Origin of the sequence: Pseudomonas sp., from assembly GCF_030696055.1 — a bacterium.
Taxonomy (GTDB): Bacteria; Pseudomonadota; Gammaproteobacteria; order Pseudomonadales; family Pseudomonadaceae; genus Aquipseudomonas.
Map to the genome: position 1 here is coordinate 1 of NZ_JAUYNP010000081.1, position 2047 is coordinate 2047.

General features: G+C 63.7%; 2 protein-coding genes. Both read left to right on the forward strand.

The genetic code is table 11. The features are described from left to right. A partial coding sequence (gene speB / locus Q8Q83_RS04765; RefSeq protein WP_305621590.1) for an agmatinase occupies nt 1-899 on the forward strand: 899 nt, incomplete at its 5' end. Nucleotides 900-1325: 426 nt separating this feature from the next. After that, nucleotides 1326-2047, forward strand: a 722-nt coding sequence (locus Q8Q83_RS04770) for an ATP-binding cassette domain-containing protein (RefSeq protein WP_305621592.1), incomplete at its 3' end; no start/stop codon positions are given.

Genomic DNA, 2047 nt, shown 5'->3' on the forward strand with positions numbered 1-2047 from the left:
CGGAGCCGACCTATGCCGGGGTCACCAGTTTTATGCGCAGGCGTTATAGCCGCGACCTGACCGGCGTCGATCTGGTGGTCAGTGGGGTGCCCTTCGACACCGCCACCACCATCAGACCGGGCACCCGTTTCGGCCCGCGGGCGATCCGCGCGGCCTCCATCACCAGCGCCTGGGAGCGCCACTACCCCTGGGAGTTCGACCCCTTCGACCACCTGGCGGTGATCGACTACGGCGACTGCAACTTCGATCACGCCCTGCCGCACAAGATTCCGGCGGCCATCGAGGCGCATGCCGAGCATATCGTTGCGGCCGGTTGCGGCATGCTGACCCTGGGCGGCGACCATTTCATCAGCTACCCGCTGCTCAAGGCCCATGCGAAGAAGTATGGCGCCCTGTCGCTGGTGCATTTCGACGCCCATAGCGACACCTGGCCGGATGCCGACGACAGCGAGCCGGGGGTCAGCCACGGCACCATGTTCTACCACGCCGCCCGCGAGGGCCTGGTCGATCCGTCTCGCTCGGTGCAGATCGGCCTGCGTACCACCAATGACGACCACATGGGCTTCCAGGTGCTGGATGCGCGTCAGGTGCACCGCAGCACCCCGGAGCAGATCGCCGCGCAGATCCGCGACCGGGTCGGCGACAACCCGGTGTACCTGACCTTCGATATCGACTGCCTCGATCCGGCCTTCGCCCCCGGCACCGGAACCCCGGTCTGTGGTGGCCTGAGCACTCACCAGGCCCTGGAGATACTGCGCGGTCTGCGCGGCATCAACCTGGTCGGCATGGACGTGGTGGAAGTCTCGCCGCCTTACGACAACGCCGAAGTCACCGCCCTGGCCGGCGCCACCGTGGCCATGGAGATGGTCTGCCTATACGCCGCGCGGCATAAGCTATAAGGCGGAACTCTCAGCGTCAGCGTCAACCCGAGCCCCGGGCAGCCATTCAGGTTGTCCGGGTTTTTTTGCTTTTAAGGCCGCTGGCATGCCGAGGAGCTAGGCTTAAGGAGCGTCGCCGCCCTGTTTGCCTGACGCGGCAGCGCGATGAATGCTGTGCGAGCGCACTAGAAATCCAGGTTGTATACAAAACAAGGCTCTTTTCCAGGTCATTGTTTACAGCTATATGAGAAATTGTTCACAGCTTGTTGCGTAATCTTGTAGAAACGTAGTACACAAGGCTACGCAGCTGCGGCACCCAGTGCCGGCCTGCGATGGGCAACCAGAAGGGTGCAGTGGCCGCCAAGGCGCTGCTCCTCTCCAATAATAAAGGCGCCGATCCAGGCTCGTGAGAGCTGCTAAGGTCATCGGATGACAGGAGAAAACCCAATGAAGCATGAGCACGCCGCCGATGCCGCCGTTGCGTCCGAAACGCAGCCGCGTTTGACCCTGACCGGCATCCGCAAGGTATACCCCACGGTTATCGCCAACGATGGCATCGACCTCAGCGTGATGCCCGGCGAGATCCATGCCGTGCTCGGTGAGAACGGTGCCGGTAAATCCACCCTGATGAAGATCATCTACGGCGTGACCCGCCAGACCTCCGGCGACATGCTCTGGGAGGGCAAGCCGGTCACGGTGGAAAACCCCGCCCATGCGCGCAGCCTGGGGATCGGCATGGTGTTCCAGCACTTCTCCCTGTTCGAAACCCTGACCGTGCTGGAAAACGTCGCCCTGGCCCTGCCGGGCAAGCCCGACATGGTCGACCTGGCCCGGCGTATCGAGTCGGTGTCCAAACGCTATGGCTTGCCGGTCGATCCGCGCCGCCACGTGCACGCGCTGTCCGTCGGCGAGCGCCAGCGGGTCGAGATCGTCCGCTGCCTGCTGCAGAACCCACGGCTGCTGATCATGGACGAGCCGACCTCGGTGCTCACCCCGCAGGCCGTGCGCAAGCTGTTCGAGACCCTGCGCCAGCTGGCCAGCGAAGGCTGTTCGATCCTCTATATCAGCCACAAACTCGACGAAATCCAGGAGCTGTGCCACAGCGCCACCGTGCTGCGCGGCGGCAAGGTGACCGGCTCCTGCATTCCATCCGAAGAAACCCCGAAGAG